The following is a 20,120-nucleotide window of genomic DNA, read 5'->3' as shown; positions in this document are numbered from 1 at the left end:
GGCCCTTAATTTGAAGTGAGGTTTGTAGTCGAATCGCTTAGAAAAGAGTTAGACGATGATAAGGAAAAAGAGATAGCTCAGCTAAAGTTTGACATTGAAATTATTTTGTTATACAATGAACTTAATTCTTAATATAAAGGAGAACATTATGAAGAAAATTATTACAGCCAGTATGGCTCTTTTATCTGTTGTTGTTTTAGCAGCATGTTCAGGGAAAACAACGTCTGATTCTTCGACTAAGGCTTCAAGCTCTGTAGAACAAACTTCTTCTTCAGAGACTTCATCAACAACGTCTAGTTCAAAGACAGAAAATAATGAGGTTGTTTTGATCACCGATGAAGAAATTGACAATGCTAAAACTGTTGGAGATGTGAAGAAAGTCTTTGGTAAACTAGTCGACAATTATAAAAAGCATGCAGTTGAAATTGGGGAAAAAATTCCAGAGAGTGGAAAAGAAGCATATAACGCCCAAGTTGAACCCGCGCTTAAGTCTATGGAGACTGTAAGAGAGTCATTTAACGAAAGCCTTTCAAGTATTGGTTCTGATGATACAGTAGTGCCAGAACAAACTCGTACTCTATTTGTTCAACAGTTGAAAACTGGACGTGATACAATGAAGAAAGCGCTGGAAGCGGCTTATAAAGCAGTTGCTCCATACACATCTGGTCAATAATATGAGAAAGTAGGTGTTCGATCACCTGCTTTTTGATTGTCTCAAATCTAAAACGATACCTACCTAAAGAGCTACAAGTGAATAGTAGAGAGTTTGAAAGAAGTACTAACTCTATTAAAAATCTCTGCAAGCTCTTTCAAAATATGGTAGAATGGATGCAGTAGAATTAGAAAAGGAAATCGATTATGAAATTTCTTGAATTAAATAAAAAACGTCATGCGACTAAGCATTTCACTGATAAGCCGGTGGATCCCAAGGATGTGCGTACGGCTATCGAAATCGCAACCTTGGCCCCAAGTGCCCATAACAGCCAGCCATGGAAGTTTGTGGTTGTTCGTGAGAAAAATGCTGAATTGGCAAAATTGGCTTATGGTTCGAACTTTGAGCAGGTATCGTCAGCGCCGGTGACCATTGCCTTATTTACCGATACAGACCTTGCCAAACGTGCTCGTAAGATTGCTCGCGTTGGTGGTGCAAAGAATTTCTCAGAAGAGCAACTTCAATACTTTATGAAAAATTTGCCTGCTGAATTTGCACGTTACAGTGAACAACAGGTCAGTGACTACCTAGCCCTCAATGCTGGTTTGGTTGCCATGAACTTGGTTCTGGCTTTGACAGACCAAGGAATCGGTTCTAACATTATCCTTGGTTTTGACAAATCAAAAGCCAATGAAGTTTTGGAAATTGAAGACCGCTTCCGCCCAGAACTCTTGATTACAGTGGGTTACACAGATGAAAAATTAGAACCAAGCTACCGCTTGCCAGTAGATGAAATCATCGAGAAAAGATAGAAAGAAGAAAAAATGACAGCAATTGATTTTACAGCAGAAGTAGAAAAACGCAAAGAAGACCTTTTGGCTGACTTGTTTAGCCTTTTGGAAATCAACTCAGAACGTGACGACAGCAAGGCGGACGCTCAGCATCCATTTGGGCCTGGTCCGGTAAAAGCCTTGGAGAAATTCCTTGAAATCGCAGATCGTGATGGCTATACAACTCAAAATGTTGATAACTATGCCGGACATTTTGAGTTTGGTGATGGAGAAGAAGTTCTTGGAATTTTTGCCCATATGGACGTGGTGCCAGCTGGTAGCGGTTGGGATACAGACCCTTACACACCAACTATCAAAGATGGGCGCCTTTATGCGCGCGGAGCTTCGGATGACAAGGGACCTACAACAGCTTGTTACTATGGCTTGAAAATCATCAAAGAATTGGGCCTTCCAACTTCTAAAAAAGTTCGTTTCATCGTCGGAACAGACGAAGAATCAGGTTGGGCAGACATGGACTACTACTTTGAACATGTAGGACTTGCGAAACCAGACTTTGGCTTCTCTCCAGACGCTGAATTCCCTATCATCAATGGTGAAAAAGGAAATATCACAGAATACCTCCACTTTGCAGGTGAAAATGCAGGTGCTGCCCGTCTTCACAGCTTTACAGGTGGTTTACGTGAAAACATGGTACCTGAATCAGCGACAGCAGTCGTTTCAGGTGACTTGGCTGACTTGCAAGCTAAACTAGATGCCTTTGTTGCGGAGCACAAACTCAGAGGAGAACTCCAAGAAGAAAACGGTCAGTACAAGGTGACTGTGATTGGTAAATCAGCTCATGGTGCTATGCCTGCTTCAGGTGTCAATGGTGCGACCTACCTGGCCCTTTTCCTCAGTCAGTTTGACTTTGCTGGCCCTGCAAAAGACTACCTCGACATCGCTGGTAAGACTCTCTTGAATGACCATGAGGGTAAAAATCTCAAGGTGGCTCATGTGGATGAAAAGATGGGTGCCCTTTCTATGAATGCAGGTGTTTTCCGCTTCGATGAAACAAGCGCTGACAATACGATTGCCCTCAACTTCCGTTATCCAAAAGGAACAAGTCCAGAGCAGATCAAGTCAATCCTTGAGACATTGCCAGTTGCTTCTGTTAGCCTTTCTGAACACGGACACACGCCTCACTATGTACCGATGGAAGATCCACTTGTGCAAACCTTGTTGAATGTCTATGAAAAACAAACTGGACTTCAAGGTCATGAACAAGTCATCGGTGGTGGTACCTTCGGTCGCTTGCTAGAACGTGGGGTTGCCTACGGTGCTATGTTCCCAGACTCAATTGACACCATGCACCAAGCCAACGAATTTATCGCCTTGGACGATCTCTTCCGAGCAGCAGCAATCTATGCTGAAGCTATTTATGAATTGATCAAATAAAACGATAGAAGTCTGAGATTTTATGCTTAGACTTCTTTTTGGAGGGAAAACAGATGTCTCAAATCGAAAGAATCAAGCAAGCCATTATGGCGGATCCGCAGAATGCCAGCTACACAGAACGCGGAATCGAACCTCTCTTTGCGGCGCCAAAAACTGCTCGCATCAATATTGTCGGTCAAGCTCCGGGGTTTAAAACGCAAGAAGCTGGAATTTATTGGAAGGATAAGAGTGGTGACCGTCTGCGTGAGTGGCTAGGTGTTGATGAAGACACCTTTTACAATTCGGGTTTGTTTGCAGTTATTCCCATGGACTTTTATTTCCCAGGACATGGAAAATCAGGCGACCTTCCACCTCGTACAGGTTTCGCAGAAAAATGGCACCCACAACTCCTCAAGGAATGTCCAAATATTGAATTGACCCTTTTGATTGGGCAATATGCTCAAGCCTATTATTTACATGAGAAAATTAGTGGCAAGGTAACAGAACGGGTAAAACGCTACAAAGACTATCTACCAGAATTTTTCCCTCTGGTTCACCCATCACCACGAAATCAAATCTGGATGGCTAAAAATCCTTGGTTTGAGTCAGAAGTGGTGCCAGATTTGAAAAAAAGAATTAAAATCATTTTATAGTCAATGAAAATCAAAGAGCAAACTAGGAAGCTAGCTGCAGGCTGCTCAAAGTACAGCTTTGAGGTTGCAGATAAAACTGACGAAGTCAGCTCAAAACACTGTTTTGAGGTTGTGGATAGAACTGACGAAGTCAGTAACCATACCTACGGTAAGGCGACGCTGACGTGGTTTGAATTTGATTTTCGAAGAGTATTAGGAGAAAAAGAATGAAAGAAATTTCCTTCGATGAATTTTATCAGCTTTACCAAAATGGTCAGCTTTCTCTAGTAGACGTGAGAGAAATAGAAGAGTTCAAGATGCTTCATTTAGAAGGTGCACACAACTTACCGCTTAGTCAACTGGCTGATACTTATGAGCAGTTGGAAAAGGAGCAGTTACATTATGTTATTTGTAAATCTGGGATGAGATCAGCTCGTGCTTGCCAGTTTTTAGAGGAGCATGGATATAAGGTCATCAATGTTCAAGGTGGCATGACGGCCTTTGAAAATCTTTAAAATTTTGCATTTCTCCTACTTGGTGTGTACTAGGTAGGAGAATTTTGTTTTTAGATAATTCTTATTTTTAAAAATATTGAAAACATTCAATATTTACTTCGTGATGCTTTTTTCATACTCTTATTCGTGATATACTAGGTCAGTATTTTAGAAATATGAAGGAGATTCTTTATGGCTAAAAAAGGTGCCCTAACAGGTTTGCTCCTGTTTGGAATATTTTTTGGTGCGGGGAACTTGATTTTTCCGCCTTCTCTAGGTGCCCTATCTGGAGAACATTTTCTTCCTGCCATTGCAGGTTTTGTCTTTTCAGGCGTCGGTATCGCCGTTTTGACTCTCATTATTGGAACTCTCAATCCTAAGGGATACATTTATGAGATTTCTAAGAAAATCTCACCTTGGTTTGCGACGCTTTATCTCGCAGTCCTCTATTTATCAATTGGTCCCTTCTTTGCCATTCCACGTACAGCCACAACAGCTTACGAAGTCGGGATTAGCCCCCTTTTATCAGATGCGAATAAAGGACTTGGATTGATTGTCTTTACCGTACTATATTTTGCAGCGGCTTATTTGATTTCACTCAATCCATCAAAGATTTTGGATCGGATCGGACGTATCTTGACACCAGTCTTTGCTTTGTTGATCGTTATCTTGGTTGTACTAGGTGCCTTCAAGTATGGTGGAACAAGTCCTCAAGCGGCCTCAGAAGCCTATCAATCCTCTGCTTTTGGAACAGGTTTCCTAGAAGGGTATAATACCTTGGATGCTCTTGCTTCAGTCGCCTTTAGTGTGATTGCTGTTCAAACCTTGAAACAACTTGGATTCTCAAGTAAGAAAGAGTACATTTCAACTATTTGGGTGGTTGGTATCGTTGTAGCTCTTGCCTTTAGCGCTCTTTACATCGGTTTAGGATTCCTTGGAAATCACTTCCCGGTACCAGCAGAAGCAATGAAGGGTGGAACACCAGGTGTTTATATCTTGTCGCAAGCTACTCAGGAAATCTTTGGTTCAACAGCTCAACTCTTCCTTGCTGTTATGGTAACTGTAACCTGCTTCACAACGACAGTTGGCTTGATTGTGTCTACAGCTGAGTTCTTTAATGGACGTTTCCCACAAATCAGCTACAAGGTCTATGCAACTGCCTTTACCTTGATTGGATTTGCTATTGCAAACCTCGGTTTGGATGCAATCATCAAGTACTCAGTTCCAGTATTAGTAATCTTGTACCCAATCACCATCGCCATTGTGATGATTGTGATTGTTAATAAGTTTGTCGCCCTATCAAAACCAGGTATGCAGTTAACTATTGGGCTTGTTACAGCGATTGCTCTTGCAAGCGTCCTTGGAAGTTCTTTTAAGATTGAGTTTCTAGCAAATCTCGTCAATGCTCTTCCGTTTGCAGCTGTCTCTCTACCATGGTTGGTGCCAGCAATTATCGGAATCTTGCTTTCATTGGTTCTACCAAACAAACAAGAGAGTGACGTTTTTGAGATGGAATAAAAAAATTCTTGGTCATCGACCAAGAATTTTTTGTATGAGCACGACTCATTAGTTGGTTTGTTCAGTATAACCAGCTTCTTTAAGCATTTTTTTCGAGGCAGCAAAGCTTACACGGTTTCCAATACCAGAATATTCGTTCGGCATTGCTTTTTTCAATTCGTCAAGACTCGCGACAGTCATGTCAACCTCGATGTTTTGGATAACTTTTCCGTCTTGAATTTCAACTTTTTGTGTAACCCCTTTGACCCCTTCATAACCTTTATAAGTATCGTCAACAATTTCCTTAATACCTTCCGCGGTATTATTAAGTTTTTCAGGGTCAAGTACATTATGAACAGTTTGTTTTACAACGTCATCTCCCTTCACAGTATAAGTCAAGGTAGAATGAATCCCAGGTTTGCTATTGTGGACAAATGTGTGAGTTTCTGTCTCATCTTTCTTTTCAGATGATTGTTGACTGCTTTGTTTGGTCTCGCTTGACTGAGTTGTTGTGTCTTCTTTGCTACTGCTGCTAGCAGGTGTTGATGCCTGTTTGGAACATCCGAGTAGGAGGACAAGTGAAGCCACAAGGGTTAGTGATACTTTAAAGTAGGATTTCATATTTTTACTTTCCTTTCATAATCAAAGTATTTGTATTATAACATGGATCTATAGTGAAAGCAACTAAACACAGTTTTTCTCCTTTTGAGAAGGAGTCTGACTAGAAAAATGTTATAATGGTAGGAAGGAGGTGAAGAAATGAATCAAACTGTAAACTATATCAAAGAATTAACCGCTATTGCATCTCCAACAGGCTTTACTCGTGAGATTTCAGACTACCTAGTCCATACTTTAGAAGAGCTTGGTTACCAGCCGGTTCGTACAGCCAAGGGCGGTGTCAATGTGACCATTAAAGGTCAAAATGATAAGCAACAACGTTATGTGACTGCCCATGTGGATACGCTAGGAGCTATTGTTCGTGCAGTCAAACCAGACGGTCGTCTCAAAATGGACCGTGTCGGTGGTTTCCCTTGGAACATGATTGAAGGGGAGAACTGTACGGTTCATGTGGCTAGCACAGGTAAAAAGGTATCTGGAACCATCCTCATCCACCAGACTTCTTGCCATGTCTACAAGGATGCAGGAACTGCAGAACGCACACAGGACAATATGGAAGTGCGTTTGGATGCAAAAGTGACCAATGAAAAAGAAACTCGTGCCTTGGGCATCGAGGTTGGCGATTTTATCAGCTTTGACCCGCGAACTGTCGTGACAGAGACTGGTTTTATCAAGTCCCGTCACTTGGATGATAAAGTCAGCGCAGCGATTTTGCTCAATCTTCTTCGTGTTTATAAGGAAGAGGGGATTGCATTGCCAGTAACAACTCATTTTGCTTTTTCAGTCTTTGAAGAGGTGGGCCACGGTGCCAACTCCAATATTCCAGCTCAGGTAGTAGAATATCTGGCTGTCGATATGGGAGCTATGGGCGATGACCAGCAGACGGATGAGTATACAGTGTCTATCTGTGTCAAGGATGCTTCGGGTCCCTATCACTACGACTTCCGTCAACATTTAGTGGCTTTGGCAAAGGAGCAAGATATTCCATTTAAGCTCGATATTTATCCATTTTACGGTTCGGATGCTTCCGCAGCTATGTCAGCAGGAGCAGAGGTCAAGCATGCCCTCCTTGGAGCTGGTATTGAGTCCAGTCACTCTTACGAACGAACACACATTGATTCGGTCGTGGCGACTGAGCGTATGGTAGACGCCTATCTCAAGAGTGCATTGGTAGACTAATATGTGCTTGATTTGTCAAAGAATTGAATGGATAAAGGTAGGGAAGAATCCCTACTTTGTAAAAGAACTAGAAACAGGCTATGTTGTTATTGGAGACCACCAATACTTTAGGGGTTATACCTTATTTCTAGCAAAGGAGCATGTCACAGAACTCTATCAGATGGAGAGTTCTGTGAAACTTCGTTTTCTAGAGGAAATGAGTTTGGTCCAAGAAGCTGTTGCCAAAGCGTTTAAAGCTGAAAAGATGAACATCGAACTTCTAGGAAATGGAGATGCCCACGCTCACTGGCACCTCTTTCCAAGACGATCAGGTGATATGAATGGTCATGGTCTTAATGGTCGTGGTCCAGTCTGGTGGGTGCCCTGGGAAGAAATGGCGGCAGAAGATTGCCAAGTGCAATCCCGTGAGTTGAAACAAATGATTAAAACCTTATCCGATGAATTAGAGAAGCATGTGATTTAAGAGAGGAAGAAAAAAATGAAAAAAAGATACATCGTTTTATCCGGTTTGCTAGCAGTAACCCTAGCAGCATGTTCTCAAGAAACACCTAAAAATGAAGAAAATACTCAAAAAACGGAACAAACTAGTCAACCTGAGGGTACTGTAGGGAGCAAATCTCAAGCTTCTAGTCAGAAAAAGGCAGAAGTTGTGAATAAGGGAGATCACTATAGTATACAAGGGAAATACGATGAAATCGTCGTGGCTAATAAGCACTATCCTTTGTCAAAAGACTACAATCCAGGAGAAAATCCAACAGCCAAGGCGGAGTTGCTGAAACTCATTGCAGCAATGCAAGCAGCTGGCTACCCAATCAGCGATCACTACAGTGGTTTTAGAAGTTATGAAACTCAAACCAAACTTTATCAAGACTATGTGAATCAAGATGGTAAGGAAGAGGCAGATCGCTACTCAGCCCGCCCTGGATACAGTGAACACCAAACAGGTCTTGCTTTTGATTTGATTGGGACTAATGGAGAATTAGTGACAGAGGAGAAGGCAGCCCAGTGGCTCTTGGATCATGCAGCTGACTATGGCTTTGTTGTTCGCTATCTCAAAGGAAAGGAAAAAGAGACTGGCTACATGGCGGAAGAATGGCATCTTCGCTACGTTGGAAAAGAAGCCAAAGAAATTGCTGCAAGTGGCCTTAGTTTGGAAGAATACTATGGCTTTGAAGGCGGAGATTACGTCGATTAAAAAAGAAATTTTTCTCTTGCATTTTTAGATAAATAGTGTATAATAGATGGGTATGTGTAAAGCATACTTGTGGGAGGTAAAAATCTTTAATTACCGCCAAAACCACAAAGGAGGATTTAAAAATGGCTAAAAAAGTCGAAAAACTTGTAAAATTGCAAATCCCTGCTGGTAAAGCTACACCAGCTCCACCGGTTGGACCTGCTCTTGGTCAAGCTGGTATCAACATCATGGGATTCACAAAAGAGTTCAACGCTCGTACAGCTGACCAAGCTGGTATGATTATTCCAGTTGTTATCTCAGTATACGAAGACAAATCATTTACTTTCGTTACAAAAACACCACCAGCTGCTGTTCTTTTGAAAAAAGCTGCAGGTGTTGAAAAAGGATCAGGTACACCTAACAAAACTAAAGTTGCTACAGTTACTCGTGCACAAGTACAAGAAATTGCAGAAACTAAGATGCCAGATTTGAACGCAGCAAACATTGAGTCTGCAATGCGTATGATCGAAGGTACTGCTCGTTCTATGGGATTCACTGTTGTTGACTAATCAATAACACAGTAGAAAATCTCACAGCAGTCTATTAGTTGCTTTTCATACTAGGCAAGTGACTGACGCTTGTACTTGGGTACAGCAAAGGAACTGAACGAAGTAGGAATAGGAAAAGGAAAATAATAGACTGAAAACCCGCAAGACTTCATCATTTCGAGAAGTGACGTGGGAGATGAAAATCGATTGAACCACTTACAAGGAGAATAGAAAATGGCTAAAAAAAGCAAACAACTTCGTGCTGCTCTTGAGAAAATCGACAGCACAAAAGCATACAGTGTAGAAGAAGCTGTAGCACTTGCAAAAGAAACTAACTTTGCAAAATTTGACGCAACTGTAGAAGTTGCTTACAACTTGAACATTGACGTTAAAAAAGCTGACCAACAAATCCGTGGCGCAATGGTATTGCCAAACGGTACTGGTAAAACTTCACGCGTTCTTGTTTTCGCACGTGGTGCAAAAGCTGAAGAAGCAAAAGCTGCTGGTGCAGACTTTGTTGGTGAAGATGACCTTGTTGCGAAAATCAACGACGGTTGGTTGGATTTCGACGTAGTTATCGCTACACCTGACATGATGGCTCTTGTTGGACGTCTTGGACGTGTCCTTGGACCACGTAACTTGATGCCAAACCCTAAAACTGGTACTGTAACAATGGATGTTGCTAAAGCAGTTGAAGAGTCTAAAGGTGGTAAAATCACTTACCGTGCTGACCGTGCAGGTAACGTTCAAGCAATCATCGGTAAAGTATCATTTGAAGCTGAAAAATTGGTTGAAAACTTCAAAGCTTTCAACGAAACAATCCAAAAATCAAAACCAGCTACAGCTAAAGGAACTTACGTAACAAACTTGACAATCACAACTACTCAAGGTGTTGGTATCAAAGTTGACGTAAACTCACTTTAATCAGTAGTTTATAAAAGAGAAGACGAGTACGAAAGTGCTCGTTTTTTTGATGAGTATTACCTTTTAGAAAAATCAGTTCATTGATCAGCTTTGTAGCAATAGTGCTTTTCCTCTTCTTCTTTCACAGAAAATATGGTATAATAGAGAGTAAAAAATTTTGAAAGAAAGAAAAAGATGAATTTAAAAGATTATATCGCAACGATTGAAAATTATCCTAAGGAAGGCATCACCTTCCGTGATATCAGCCCATTGATGGCAGATGGAAATGCCTATAGCTATGCTGTTCGTGAAATTGTTCAGTACGCAACAGACAAAAAAATTGACATGATCGTGGGCCCAGAGGCTCGTGGATTTATTGTCGGATGCCCCGTTGCCTTTGAGTTGGGAATTGGCTTTGCACCTGTTCGTAAACCAGGGAAATTACCACGTGAAGTGATTTCTGCTGACTATGAAAAAGAGTACGGTATTGATACTTTGACCATGCATGCTGATGCCATCAAACCAGGTCAACGCGTTCTCATCATAGATGATCTCTTGGCAACAGGTGGAACTGTCAAGGCAACAATTGAGATGATTGAAAGACTTGGTGGAATTGTAGCAGGCTGTGCTTTCTTGATTGAACTGGATGAACTTAAAGGTCGTGAAAAAATCGGAGATTACGATTACAAGGTACTTATGCACTATTAATGAGAAACAGTCCTTGGGGCTGTTTTCTCTTCTTTTGCTATATAAATTAACTATAGCTAGTTAGAGAAAAACTATAATTGAAAACTATATCTTCATACAGTATAATAAGGGGAAGAAGTATTTGGAGGTTTTTGCTTTCAAACAGACAACATCATTCCCGAAATAGAGAACTGTTAGGAGGGTATTATGCCGATTCGACTTGATAAAAAATTACCAGCTGTTGAGATTTTAAGAACAGAAAATATCTTTGTTATGGACGACCAACGGGCCGCTCATCAAGATATTCGCCCCTTGAGGATTTTGATTTTAAATCTCATGCCCCAAAAGATGGTAACAGAAACGCAACTCTTGCGGCATTTGGCTAATACACCGTTGCAATTAGATATTGATTTCTTATATATGGAAACACATCATTCAAAGACAACCCGTGCCGAACATATGGAAACCTTCTATAAGACCTTTCCAGAGGTCAAGAATGACTTCTTTGATGGAATGATTATCACGGGAGCGCCAGTGGAGCATTTGCCTTTTGAGGAGGTGGATTACTGGGAAGAATTCAAGCAGGTCATCGAATGGTCCAAGACGCATGTTTTTTCAACTCTGCATATCTGTTGGGGAGCACAAGCAGGTCTTTATGTTCGCTATGGTGTTGAAAAGCACCAGATGGATCGGAAGCTATCAGGTATTTACCCACAGGATACCTTGAAAGAAGGGCACCTTCTTTTTAGAGGTTTTGATGATCGCTATGTAGCTCCTCATTCTCGTCACACTGAGATTTTAAAAGAAGAAATCTTAAACAAGACCAATCTAGAGATTCTGTCAGAAGGTCTTGAGGTTGGTGTTTCTATCTTAGCTAGTCGAGATTTGCGTGAGATTTATAGTTTTGGTCATTTGGAGTACGATCGTGACACTTTAGCAAGAGAGTATTTTCGTGATTATGAGGCGGGGCTCGACCCTCATATCCCAGAGAACTACTTTAAAAATGATGATGTGAATGAGACACCGTGTCTCTGTTGGTCTTCATCAGCTGCCCTCTTTTTCAGCAATTGGGTGAACTATGCAGTTTATCAGGAAACCCCTTTTGACTGGAAAAAGGTAGAGGATGATGCGGCTGCATTTGGATATTTATAAGAGGAATTATGACATATTTTGACGCTTTCAAATCAGGGAACTTGCTTTTGCCAAGTGCCCTGCTCTTGCATTTTAAGGAACTCTTTCCTTCCAGCGAAGATTTTCTGGTCTGGCAATTTTTCTATTTACAAAATACCACAGCCCTAGGAGATGTTTCGCCTAGCCAAATAGCTGAAATCATTGGGAAAGAGGTGGCAGATGTCAACCAATCCATTTCGAATTTGACTGAAAATGGTTTGCTACAATATCGGACCATTGAACTAAATGGGGAAATTGAGCTGATTTTTGATGCTAGTCTGGCTTTTGAACGCTTGGATAGCTTGTTAGATAGCCAAACTCCAGCTGCAACTGCTCCAAACTCCAAAAATCAATTGAAGGATCTGGTTGAAACCTTTCAGCAGGAATTGGGGCGCTTGTTAACCCCATTTGAAATCGAAGATCTTTCCAAGACTGTCAAAGAAGATGGAATCAAGGCGGATTTGATCAAGGAAGCTCTCCGAGAGGCGGTTTTTAATGGCAAACCAAACTGGAAGTACATTCAGGCAATCCTTCGTAACTGGCGCCATGAAGGTATCCAGTCTGTGGCTCAGGTGGAGGCCAAACGAGCAGAGCGAGAAGCGAACAATCCCAAACAAGTTCAGGCTTCAGCTGATTTCCTCGATGCTATGAATTTGTGGCAAGATTAGTCGCTTGAAAAATCTTGAAAATTAGAGTATGGTTTGCAAGCTCCTTATAAATATGATAGAATAATAGTGAATAAAATGAAAAAAGAGGTATGTGAAATGTCACGTAAACCATTTATCGCTGGTAACTGGAAAATGAACAAAAATCCAGAAGAAGCAAAAGCATTCGTTGAAGCCGTTGCATCAAAACTTCCTTCATCAGACCTTGTTGAAGCAGGTATCGCAGCTCCTGCAGTTGATTTGACAGCTGTTCTTGCTGCTGCTAAAGGTTCAAACCTTAAAGTTGCTGCTCAAAACTGCTACTTTGAAAATGCAGGTGCATTCACTGGTGAAACTAGCCCACAAGTTTTGAAAGAAATCGGTACAGACTACGTTGTGATCGGTCACTCAGAACGTCGTGACTACTTCCATGAAACTGACGAAGATATCAACAAAAAAGCAAAAGCAATCTTTGCAAACGGTATGCTTCCAATCATCTGTTGTGGTGAGTCACTTGAAACTTACGAAGCTGGTAAAGCGGCTGAATTCGTAGGTGCTCAAGTATCTGCTGCATTGGCTGGCTTGACAGCTGAACAAGTTGCTTCAACAGTTATCGCTTACGAGCCAATCTGGGCTATCGGTACTGGTAAATCAGCTTCACAAGACGATGCACAAAAAATGTGTAAAGTTGTTCGTGACGTCGTAGCAGCTGACTTTGGTCAAGAAGTTGCGGACAAAGTTCGTGTTCAATACGGTGGTTCTGTTAAACCTGAAAACGTTGCTTCATACATGGCTTGCCCAGACGTTGACGGTGCCCTTGTTGGTGGTGCGTCACTTGAAGCTGAAAGCTTCTTGGCATTGCTTGATTTTGTAAAATAATCTAGCTTATTCCAGACAGACAGTTAAAAGTACTAAGTGACTTTGACTGCCTGTCTTATTTTTACTTGGAGCATTCTTGTGAAAGAGGGATTTTTCTAGACTAGGAAAGTTCTTTAGGGAAAGAAAGGCGTGCAGATGCGCGCTCTTTTCTATATCAAAAAGTTATGAAAGGGGGAGTTATGCTCTATATTTGGTCTTATTTGAAAAAATATCCCAAGTGGTTATTCTTGGATTTCTTTGGAGCGGTTTTCTTTGTTATTGTCAATCTTGGACTGCCAACTGTTCTGGCTCGGATGATTGATGAAGGTGTGAATAAAGGGAATGAACAGCAATTGTATGTTTGGGCTGCAATTATGCTGGTGATTATCCTATGTGGAACCTTGGGGCGTATAGTCTTAGCCTACGCTGCTAGTAAGCTGACGACCAATATGGTCAAGGATATGAGGGATGATCTCTATGCCAAATTACAAGAGTATTCTCATCATGAATATGAAAAGATTGGAGTGTCTTCACTGGTTACTCGCATTACCAGTGATGCCTTTGTTCTCATGCAGTTTGCAGAACAGACCTTAAAACTGGGTGTCATCACCCCCATGATGATGCTGTCTAGTATCTTAATGATCTTCCTGACCAGTCCGTCATTAGCCTGGATAGTGGCCTTTGCAGTACCTTTCTTAGCCGTGGTGGTCATTTATGTAGCGGTCAAGACTCGACCATTATCAGAGAAACAGCAGGCTACCTTAGATAAGATAAACCAATATGCCAGGGAAAATCTAATGGGACTCCGTGTCATTCGTGCCTTTGCCCGTGAGGAGTTTCAAGAGGAACGCTTTGCAGGACAAAATGCAGTCTATGCAGCTAATTCCAATCGTCTGTTTAAACTAACCGGTTTGACGGAACCCTTGTTTGTTCAGATTATCATTGCCATGATTGTAGCTATTGTCTGGTTTGCTCTGGACCCTATCAAACAAGGAAGCTTGCAAATTGGGGACCTAGTAGCCTTTATCGAATATAGTTTCCACGCCCTCTTGTCCTTCCTTTTCCTATCCAATCTCTTCACCATGTATCCTCGTACAGCCGTTTCGAGTGAACGTTTGAAAGAAGTCATGGATATGCCGATTTCTATTGATCCCAATGAAGGAGGAGTCAGAGAGACAGAAACTCACGGTTATTTGGAATTTGAAAATGTCACATTTGCCTATCCTGGTGAGACGGAAAATCCTGTTTTGCACAATATTTCTTTCAGTGCTAAACCAGGTGAAACCATTGCCTTTATCGGATCGACCGGATCGGGCAAGTCCTCTCTTGTGCAATTGATTCCTCGTTTTTACGATGTCACACTTGGGAAAATCAAGGTTGATGGTGTCGATGTGAGGGATTACCGCCTCAAGTCTCTCCGTCAAAAGATTGGTTTTATCCCGCAGAAGGCCTTGCTGTTTACAGGAACTATCGCTGAAAATATCCGCTATGGGAAGGAAGATGCTAGTCACAAAGACCTACATCAGGCAGCGGATGTGGCGCAAGCTAAAGATTTTATCGAAAGCCGAGAAGAAGGCTTTGCGACCCATCTAGCTGAAGGTGGAAGCAACCTTTCCGGAGGACAGAAACAACGTCTCTCAATTGCCAGAGCGGTTATAAAGAATCCTGATATCTATATTTTTGACGATTCTTTCTCAGCCTTGGATTATCGTACGGATGCCATTTTGCGCCGTCGTCTCAAGGAAGTAACACAGAATGCAACGGTTTTAATTGTTGCTCAACGTGTCGGAACCATCATGGATGCGGACCAGATCATCGTTCTGGATAAGGGTGAAATCGTGGGTCGTGGTCGACATGAAGAATTGATGGAGACAAATGCCATCTATCGTGAGATTGCTGAGTCGCAGTTGAAAAATGCATCTCTAACAGAAGAATAGGAGGAAATATGAAAACACAATCTAGTTTGGCTCGTTTGTGGAGCTATTTGAAAGCCTACCGTTTTTCTGTCTTCTTTGCAGTCTTTCTAAAAATTTTGAGTGTGGTCATGAGTGTCTTGGAGCCTTTTGTCTTGGGGCTAGCCATTACGGAGTTGACAAAAAATTTCTTAGATATGGCTAATGGTCTTTCAGGCGTTCGTATCAATACTGGCTACATCGGAACTGTTTTAATCATTTACCTCTTTAGAGGTCTCTTGTATGAACTTGGTTCTTATTATTCTAACTATTTCATGACCAATGCGGTCCAGTCTATGACCCAGGATCTGCGAAATGAAATGACCGAGAAAATCAATCGTATCCCAGTATCTTTCTTTGACAAACACCAATTTGGTGATTTATTGGGGCGCTTTACCAGTGACGTTGAGACAGTGTCTAATGCTCTTCAACAGTCTTTTCTCCAAATTGTAAATGCCGTTTTGACGATTGTTCTCGTCATGGGAATGGTTTTATACTTGAACTTTCAACTGGCTATAGTGGTGATTCTATCCATTCCAGTGACCTATTTCGGTGCAAGAAGTATCCTGAAACGTTCTCAGCCTTATTTTAAAGAGCAGGCGGCTATTTTAGGACGGATGAATGGCTATGTGCAGGAAAATCTTACAGGTTTTAATGTCTTGAAACTCTACGGTCGTGAGGAAACTTCTCATAAAGAATTTTCTAAGATTACTGACGACCTCCAACGTGTTGGCTTTAAAGCCAGCTTTATCTCTGGGCTTATGATGCCAGCCCTTCATGCTGTATCGGACTTAACCTATCTGATCGTTGCAGTTCTTGGTGGTTTGCAAGTGATTGCGGGTCGTTTGACAGTGGGGAATATGCAGGCCTTTGTTCAGTACGTTTGGCAGATCAGCCAGCCTATTCAAAACATCACACAACTTGCGGGTCAAATGCAAAGTGCTAAGTCTTCGCTAGACCGCATCTTCGATATCTTGGATGAGACAGAGGAAGTCAAGGGAGAAGAACTCGAAATCCTTGAACCCTTAACAGGTCAGGTGACCTTCCAACTTGTTGACTTCCAGTATGTTGAAAACAAACCATTGATTCGAGACTTTAATCTGGAAGTTCAACCGGGAGAGATGGTGGCGATTGTCGGTCCTACTGGAGCTGGTAAGACGACCTTGATCAATCTGCTTATGCGCTTTTACGATGTCACAGCAGGCGCAATCTTGGTTGACGGGCAGGATATTCGCCAGTTGTCACGTCAAGACTATCGCCGTCAGTTTGGGATGGTCTTGCAGGATGCTTGGCTTTATGAAGGTACGATCAAAGAAAACCTACGTTTTGGAAATCTTGACGCCAGTGACGAGGAAATAATAGAAGCTGCCAAAGCAGCAAATGTAGACCACTTTATCCGAACTCTTCCTGGCGGTTACAACATGGAGATGAACCAAGAGTCAAGTAATATTTCCCTCGGGCAAAAACAACTCTTGACCATCGCGCGTGCTCTCCTAGCCAATCCTAAAATTCTCATTCTGGATGAAGCAACTTCCTCTGTTGATACCCGTTTGGAACTCTTGATTCAAAAAGCTATGAAACGCTTGATGAAGGGAAGAACTAGCTTTGTCATCGCCCACCGTCTCTCTACCATTCAAGAAGCAGACAAGATTCTCGTTCTTAAGGATGGACAGATTATTGAGCAGGGAAATCATGAAAGCTTGCTCCAAGCAAAAGGCTTTTATTATGATCTGTACCAAAGCCAATTTTCAAGCAAATCCGAGCAAGTCGGCTAATTAAAACTGTCCAGACTATTCTTAAATTATCAGTCTATTACAACTTTTCTCAGATAGTACACTTTCCTTGCTATCGTTTTCTAGTAGTAGTATACTTATATTGTAACCACTAAGAAGATGGTTACAAAAAAATGAAAGAGGTAAGAAATATGGTTGAATTGAAAAAAGAAGCAGTAAAAGACGTTACAACATTATCTAAAACAGCGCCAGTAGCATTAGCAAAAACGAAAGAAGTATTGAACCAAGCAGTAGCAGACTTGTATGTGGCTCACATTGCCCTTCACCAAGTTCACTGGTATATGCGTGGTCGTGGTTTCCTCGTATGGCATCCAAAAATGGATGAATACATGGACAGCCTTGATGGTTATCTTGACGAAATCAGCGAACGTTTGATTACCCTTGGTGGCAAACCTTACTCAACTTTGACAGAATTCCTTCAACACAGTGAAATCGAAGAAGAAGAAGGAGAATTCCGTAACGTTGAAGAAAGCTTGGAACGTGTTCTAGCGATTTATCGCTACCTCATCGCTCTTTTCCAAAAAGCTTTGGATGTAACTGACGAAGAAGGCGATGATGTTACAAACGATATCTTTGTTGGGGCTAAGGCTGAACTTGAGAAAACAGTTTGGATGCTTGCAGCAGAACTTGGACAAGCTCCTGGTTTGTAAGATATAGTTGCTACCCCTTTTATCATGAGGCGCTTGATAAGTGCTCATGATCAATCATCTTTTAAAAGTCATGTAACTGTGAAAAGTTGCATGACTTTTTTGTCTGCTAGACTTAGGACACATTGTCAAAAGTAGGATTTTACGGTATAATAGTTGCTGTTCGAGAAATTTTGATTTTCAAAGAATAGTGAAATGTTATAAGGAGAACCTATGAACAATTTACCAAATTGCCCAAAATGTAATTCAGAATATGTCTACGAAGACGGAAGTCTCTTGGTCTGCCCAGAGTGTGCCTATGAGTGGAATCCTGCAGAAGTTGCAGAAGTAGAAGAAGGCGTTGTCGCTATCGATGCCAATGGAAATAAATTGGCTGACGGCGATACTGTAACTCTTATCAAGGACTTGAAAGTAAAAGGTGCGCCAAAGGATTTGAAACAAGGAACTCGTGTCAAAAATATCCGTATCGTAGAAGGTGACCACAACATCGACTGTAAGATTGATGGTTTTGGAGCTATGAAATTGAAGTCAGAGTTTGTTAAGAAAATCTAGCTATGAAAACGAACTACAAATTTATCTTTTATAGTCGTGTGCTCTTGTTCTTAGCGGCATTTACAGGAGTTTATTTAGAGATCACCAAGCATGGTGGTTTTGGTATGCTCCTTTACTACACAGTATTGTCCAATCTTTTGGTAACGATTTTCACGGGCTATTTGCTCCGTGTGATGAGCCGTTCAGGTGAAAATTGGCAAAGTCCGACCTTGCTTCGTCTCAAGGGTGGTGTTACCATGAGTATCATGATTACCTGTGTAATTTACCATTTTATGCTTGCTCCGATCGCGACAGACTTTTACCGTGTGGAAAATTTCCTTTGCCACTATATCGTTCCACTCTGGTTTTTAGCCGACACCCTCTTCTTTGATAAACAGGGTCAATACAAGATCTGGGATCCAGTCTTGTGGACCATCTTGCCCTTGGTTTATATGATTTTTGCCTTGTTTAACGGTCTGGTCTTAAAACTCAATATTCCGAATTCCAAGGACAATCCCTTCCCTTATTTCTTTTTAAATGTGAACAAGGGTTGGGACGTGGTTATCAAATGGTGTTTGATCATTTTTGCGGCCTATATGGTTGCAGGCTTCATCTTCTATCTGATCAAGCAAATCAAGCGAAAATAGTCTTCCTATTAGGAAAGTTAGGACGGAGTCTCTAGTTCAATCGGGCTCCTTCTTTTCTTGCCATCTTCCTTTTAAAAGGATAAACAGTGAGAAATATACAGAAAGAAAATTCATGAAACAATATTTAGAACGGGCTAGTATTTTGGCCCTCTCCCTCGTTTTGATTACCTCCTTCTCCATCTCAAGTGCTCTGCCAGCCATGTTTGACTACTATCAAGGCTATCCCAAAGAACAAATCGAGCTCCTGGTCAGTCTCCCTTCTTTTGGAATCATGATTATGCTGGTTTTAAATGGGTTTTTGGAGCGTTTGCTTCCTGAGCGACTTCAGATTAGTCTGGGACTTCTCATCCTCTCTATCGGTGGAACAGCTCCCTTCTGGTATCAGGAGTACAACTTTGTCTTTGCAATGCGGATTTTATTTGGCTTGGGTGTTGGAATGATCAATGCCAAGGCTATTTCCATCATCAGCGAACGCTATCATGGAAAGACACGGATTCAGATGCTGGGTCTCCGTGGATCAGCAGAAGTTGTCGGGGCGTCGATTTTGACTCTAGTGGTAGGTCAACTCTTATCCTTGGGATGGACAGTGACCTTCTTGGCCTACGGTGCGGGATTTTTAGTATTGATCCTTTATCTGCTCTTTGTCCCTTATGGGAAAGAAAAGAAAGAAACAAAGAAAAAAGAGGCCGAAACGACTCGTTTGACAGGACAGATGAAAGGCTTAATTTTTCTATTGGCTGTCGAAGCAGCAGTTGTTGTCTGTACCAACACAGCTATCACCATTCGTATTCCTAGTCTGATGGTGGAAAGAGGTCTAGGGGATGCCCAGTTATCTAGTTTGGTTTTAAGTATCATGCAGTTGATTGGTATCTTGGCAGGTGTGAGTTTTTCTTTCTTTATCTCTCTGTTTAAAGAAAGGTTGCTCCTTTGGTCAGGTATCACCTTTGGATTGGGGCAGATTGTGATTGCCTTGTCTCCGTCATTGGGTGTGATGGTAGTTGGAAGTGTTGTGGCAGGTTTTTCTTACAGTGTGGCCTTGACCACTGTCTTTCAGCTTCTTTCTGAAAGAATCCCAGCCAAGCTCCTTAATCAGGCAACATCTTTTGCAGTGCTAGGATGCAGCTTTGGAGCCTTTACGACACCTTTCATTCTTGGGGCAATCGGTCTGGTCACTCAAAACGGTATGTTGGTCTTCAACATTCTAGGATGCTGGTTGATTGTCACTTCTATCTTTGTTATGTACGCACTTCAAAAGAGAGCTTAGGATTGGTTTCCTAAGTTTTTCTTTTT

22 protein-coding genes are annotated in these 20,120 nt (G+C 41.7%); 21 read left to right on the top strand and 1 reads right to left on the bottom strand.

Translation table 11 applies throughout. From position 1 onward, the window contains the following. The first annotated feature begins 148 nt into the window (after positions 1 to 148). The 6 genes from HMPREF1125_RS03915 to brnQ all read left to right on the top strand — a co-directional run bounded on the left by HMPREF1125_RS03915 (position 149) and on the right by brnQ (position 5,500). Positions 149 to 673: a hypothetical protein gene (locus HMPREF1125_RS03915; protein WP_000720912.1), complete on the top strand. Its 525-nt coding sequence runs from the start codon at positions 149 to 151 to the stop codon at positions 671 to 673. Between the two features lie 185 nt (positions 674 to 858). Beyond that, on the top strand, positions 859 to 1,464 hold the full coding sequence (locus HMPREF1125_RS03910) for a nitroreductase family protein (RefSeq protein WP_000670153.1): 606 nt from the start codon (positions 859 to 861) through the stop codon (positions 1,462 to 1,464). 12 nt (positions 1,465 to 1,476) lie between these two features. Further along, positions 1,477 to 2,877, top strand: a complete 1,401-nt coding sequence (gene pepV, locus HMPREF1125_RS03905; protein WP_000125057.1) for a dipeptidase PepV — start codon at positions 1,477 to 1,479, stop codon at positions 2,875 to 2,877. A gap of 53 nt (positions 2,878 to 2,930) precedes the next feature. Beyond that, positions 2,931 to 3,509, top strand: coding sequence for a uracil-DNA glycosylase family protein (locus HMPREF1125_RS03900; RefSeq protein ID WP_000078124.1), 579 nt, complete (start codon positions 2,931 to 2,933; stop codon positions 3,507 to 3,509). 206 nt (positions 3,510 to 3,715) lie between these two features. After that, entirely contained in the window at positions 3,716 to 4,003 is a 288-nt protein-coding gene (locus HMPREF1125_RS03890; RefSeq protein WP_000659137.1) for a rhodanese-like domain-containing protein, read from the top strand. 171 nt (positions 4,004 to 4,174) lie between these two features. Next, on the top strand, positions 4,175 to 5,500 hold the full coding sequence (gene brnQ, locus HMPREF1125_RS03885) for a branched-chain amino acid transport system II carrier protein (protein ID WP_001074569.1): 1,326 nt from the start codon (positions 4,175 to 4,177) through the stop codon (positions 5,498 to 5,500). Positions 5,501 to 5,548: 48 nt separating this feature from the next. Here brnQ and HMPREF1125_RS03880 read toward each other — a convergent pair whose 3' ends face one another. Next, positions 5,549 to 6,100, bottom strand: coding sequence for a DUF1307 domain-containing protein (locus HMPREF1125_RS03880; RefSeq protein WP_000844337.1), 552 nt, complete (start codon positions 6,098 to 6,100; stop codon positions 5,549 to 5,551). A gap of 138 nt (positions 6,101 to 6,238) precedes the next feature. Here HMPREF1125_RS03880 and HMPREF1125_RS03875 point away from each other — a divergent pair, with 138 nt between their 5' ends. The 15 genes from HMPREF1125_RS03875 to HMPREF1125_RS03805 all read left to right on the top strand — a co-directional run bounded on the left by HMPREF1125_RS03875 (position 6,239) and on the right by HMPREF1125_RS03805 (position 20,094). Continuing rightward, positions 6,239 to 7,276, top strand: a complete 1,038-nt coding sequence (locus tag HMPREF1125_RS03875) for a M42 family metallopeptidase (protein WP_001077276.1) — start codon at positions 6,239 to 6,241, stop codon at positions 7,274 to 7,276. A gap of 1 nt (position 7,277) precedes the next feature. Beyond that, on the top strand, positions 7,278 to 7,739 hold the full coding sequence (locus tag HMPREF1125_RS03870) for an HIT family protein (protein ID WP_000335645.1): 462 nt from the start codon (positions 7,278 to 7,280) through the stop codon (positions 7,737 to 7,739). 15 nt (positions 7,740 to 7,754) lie between these two features. Next, a complete protein-coding gene (gene ldcB, locus HMPREF1125_RS03865; protein ID WP_000747747.1) occupies positions 7,755 to 8,471 on the top strand; it encodes an LD-carboxypeptidase LdcB/DacB in 717 nt (238 codons plus the stop codon). A 122-nt stretch (positions 8,472 to 8,593) separates the two neighbouring features. Next, complete coding sequence (rplK, locus tag HMPREF1125_RS03860; RefSeq protein WP_001085808.1) at positions 8,594 to 9,019, top strand: 50S ribosomal protein L11; 426 nt, start codon at positions 8,594 to 8,596, stop codon at positions 9,017 to 9,019. A gap of 213 nt (positions 9,020 to 9,232) precedes the next feature. After that, the gene (rplA, locus tag HMPREF1125_RS03855; RefSeq protein WP_001085676.1) at positions 9,233 to 9,922 is read left to right on the top strand and encodes a 50S ribosomal protein L1; all 690 of its coding nucleotides are present in this window, start codon (positions 9,233 to 9,235) and stop codon (positions 9,920 to 9,922) included. A 174-nt stretch (positions 9,923 to 10,096) separates the two neighbouring features. Continuing rightward, complete coding sequence (locus HMPREF1125_RS03850; protein ID WP_001049314.1) at positions 10,097 to 10,609, top strand: adenine phosphoribosyltransferase; 513 nt, start codon at positions 10,097 to 10,099, stop codon at positions 10,607 to 10,609. A 186-nt stretch (positions 10,610 to 10,795) separates the two neighbouring features. Beyond that, positions 10,796 to 11,740 carry a homoserine O-acetyltransferase MetA gene (gene metA / locus HMPREF1125_RS03845; RefSeq protein WP_001122749.1) on the top strand — a complete coding sequence of 315 codons (945 nt, stop codon included), beginning with the start codon at positions 10,796 to 10,798 and terminating at the stop codon, positions 11,738 to 11,740. 8 nt (positions 11,741 to 11,748) lie between these two features. Continuing rightward, positions 11,749 to 12,426, top strand: a complete 678-nt coding sequence (locus tag HMPREF1125_RS03840) for a DnaD domain-containing protein (RefSeq protein ID WP_000220737.1) — start codon at positions 11,749 to 11,751, stop codon at positions 12,424 to 12,426. A gap of 96 nt (positions 12,427 to 12,522) precedes the next feature. Continuing rightward, positions 12,523 to 13,281, top strand: coding sequence for a triose-phosphate isomerase (gene tpiA, locus HMPREF1125_RS03835; RefSeq protein ID WP_000087900.1), 759 nt, complete (start codon positions 12,523 to 12,525; stop codon positions 13,279 to 13,281). Positions 13,282 to 13,460: 179 nt separating this feature from the next. Beyond that, entirely contained in the window at positions 13,461 to 15,197 is a 1,737-nt protein-coding gene (locus HMPREF1125_RS03830) for an ABC transporter ATP-binding protein (RefSeq protein ID WP_000965827.1), read from the top strand. 8 nt (positions 15,198 to 15,205) lie between these two features. Then, positions 15,206 to 16,987, top strand: coding sequence for an ABC transporter ATP-binding protein (locus tag HMPREF1125_RS03825; protein ID WP_000857074.1), 1,782 nt, complete (start codon positions 15,206 to 15,208; stop codon positions 16,985 to 16,987). A 149-nt stretch (positions 16,988 to 17,136) separates the two neighbouring features. Next, positions 17,137 to 17,655, top strand: a complete 519-nt coding sequence (locus HMPREF1125_RS03820) for a Dps family protein (RefSeq protein ID WP_000229890.1) — start codon at positions 17,137 to 17,139, stop codon at positions 17,653 to 17,655. Between the two features lie 210 nt (positions 17,656 to 17,865). Continuing rightward, positions 17,866 to 18,204 (top strand): zinc ribbon domain-containing protein YjdM, encoded by a 339-nt coding sequence (locus HMPREF1125_RS03815; protein WP_001061600.1) that lies wholly within the window; start codon positions 17,866 to 17,868, stop codon positions 18,202 to 18,204. Between the two features lie 2 nt (positions 18,205 to 18,206). Beyond that, complete coding sequence (locus HMPREF1125_RS03810) at positions 18,207 to 18,830, top strand: Pr6Pr family membrane protein (RefSeq protein WP_000856468.1); 624 nt, start codon at positions 18,207 to 18,209, stop codon at positions 18,828 to 18,830. A gap of 112 nt (positions 18,831 to 18,942) precedes the next feature. Further along, on the top strand, positions 18,943 to 20,094 hold the full coding sequence (locus HMPREF1125_RS03805; RefSeq protein WP_000816263.1) for an MFS transporter: 1,152 nt from the start codon (positions 18,943 to 18,945) through the stop codon (positions 20,092 to 20,094). Positions 20,095 to 20,120 lie beyond the last annotated feature (26 nt).

The organism is Streptococcus oralis SK304 (genome assembly GCF_000287715.1).
GTDB lineage: Bacteria > Bacillota > Bacilli > Lactobacillales > Streptococcaceae > Streptococcus > Streptococcus oralis_Y.
Note: the sequence above shows the minus strand (reverse complement) of the source record. Positions and strands in the feature narration are given on the sequence as shown.